The sequence below is a fragment of the Curtobacterium sp. A7_M15 genome (genome assembly GCF_030705415.1).
In the GTDB taxonomy this organism is placed as follows: Bacteria; Actinomycetota; Actinomycetes; order Actinomycetales; family Microbacteriaceae; genus Curtobacterium.
This window is the reverse complement of record NZ_JAUZED010000218.1, coordinates 1-1,746: the sequence shown is the minus strand read 5'-3', so window position 1 is coordinate 1,746 and position 1,746 is coordinate 1. Positions and strand designations below refer to the sequence as shown.

Below are 1,746 nucleotides of genomic sequence, written 5' to 3'. Positions count from 1 at the left end.
GGAGGCGCGGTGCCAGCCCGCACCGCGCCTCCCGTCCGCCGTATCGTCACTCCCGACAGCGGAACCGGAGAAGGTGAGCAGCATGGACACGGTCGTCGTGATCGGTGAGGCACTGGTCGACGTCATCGAGCGGCCGGAGGGGCGGGTCGAGCACCCGGGCGGCAGCCCCATGAACGTCGCGGTCGGGCTCGCCCGGCTCGGCGTCCCCGCGGCACTCGTCTGCGCCCTCGGCGGCGACGGGCGCGGTGCGGCCGTCCGACGGCACGTCGAGGCGAGCGGCGTCCGTGTCGAGGCCACCGCGATCGGGCGGACCTCCACGGCGGTCGCGACCATCGACGGCCACGGAGGTGCGGACTACACGTTCGACCTGGACTGGCGGCTGGACCCCGTCGAACTGCCCGACCGGACGCCGCTCGTGCACGTCGGGTCGATCGGCGCGGTCCTCGACCCGGGTGCCGCGGCCGTGGTCGATGCCGCTCGCTCCCGACCGTCGACCGCACTCCTGTCCCTCGACCCGAACGTCCGGCCGAGCATCACGCCCGACCGGTCCGCAGTGCTCGCTGCGCTCGGGCCGCTGCTGACGAGCGCGGACGTCGTGAAGCTCAGCGACGAGGACGCCGCGTGGCTCTGGCCGGACCACGACGTCGACGCGGTGCTCGACGAGCTGCTGTCCCGTGGTTCCGGACTCGCGGCGGTGACGCTCGGACCGCACGGGTGCGCGCTCGCCTCGGCCGCGGGACCCCGGCGACGGGTGCCGGCCCCGAGGGTCGAGGTCGCCGACACCGTGGGGGCGGGTGACTCGTTCATGTCCGGGTTGCTCGCGGGCGTCCTCGCATCGGGAGAGCACCCACGGGACCTGGACGGTGTCGACCTCGAGCAGCTGGCAGCCCTCGCGCTCGCGTGCGCCGCGGTCACGGTGAGCCGCCCCGGGGCGGATCCCCCGACGAGGGCCGAGTTGCGGTCCTGATCAGCGGTCGCGGTCAGCCGAGGGGCTGGTGCAGGACCGCGAAGGACGGTTCCCGGTCGCGCTCGATGTGCGCGAAGGCGAGCGCCTCGGCCATCCGCTCGTCGCCTCGTGAGATCGCGGCGACGAGTTCGACGTGATCGTTGAAGGCGTCGTGCACGTCGAGGTCGCTCGTGAGGAAGAACAACCACTGCACACGACCGGAGACCGAACGCATCGAAGCCTGCATGAGCGGGTTCCCCGTCGCCTCCACGATGCTCTCGTGGAGGAGCGTGCTCGCTTCGGCGATGAGGTACGGGTCTCCGTCATCGACGACGGCGTGCGAATGCGCGAGCGCCTCCTCGATCCGCTCCGCGGAAGCACCGCGTCCGATCTCACGCGCCGCGAGGCCCGCGGCGCCGACCTCGAGGACTTCCCGGAGATCGAAGAGGTTGTGGATGAGCTCGGTCGTCCAGGTCGTGACGACGGCTCCGCGACGCGGCGTCGTGACGACGAAGCCCTCCATCTCGAGCATCGGTACCGCTTCGCGGAGCGGGACCCGGGAGACGGAGAGTTCCTCGGCGACGCGGACCTCGGCGAGCTTGTGGCCTTGCGGGTACTCGCCGCGGATGATCGCTTCACGCAGTCGGGCGTGGATCTGACGCGAGAGCGAGAGCTGCTCGGCCGAGTCTGCGAGTTCGGAGGTCATCGGTGTCATCCTCCTGGATGTTCGGTCGGTTCGCCATGGCCCTCGGGCCGGTGGTGCAGCCGTCGGGACGGCGGGCGAGCTCAGGCGCTCGCCC

General features: G+C 72.1%; 2 protein-coding genes. One reads left to right on the top strand and one right to left on the bottom strand.

What is annotated here, in order from left to right; translation table 11 throughout:
• Positions 1–82 precede the first annotated feature (82 nt).
• Positions 83–967 (top strand): carbohydrate kinase, encoded by an 885-nt coding sequence (locus Q7F20_RS18525; RefSeq protein WP_305741524.1) that lies wholly within the window; start codon positions 83–85, stop codon positions 965–967.
• Positions 968–980: 13 nt separating this feature from the next.
• Here the strand turns inward: Q7F20_RS18525 and Q7F20_RS18520 are convergent, their stop codons facing one another.
• Positions 981–1,652 (bottom strand): GntR family transcriptional regulator, encoded by a 672-nt coding sequence (locus Q7F20_RS18520; protein WP_305741523.1) that lies wholly within the window; start codon positions 1,650–1,652, stop codon positions 981–983.
• Positions 1,653–1,746 lie beyond the last annotated feature (94 nt).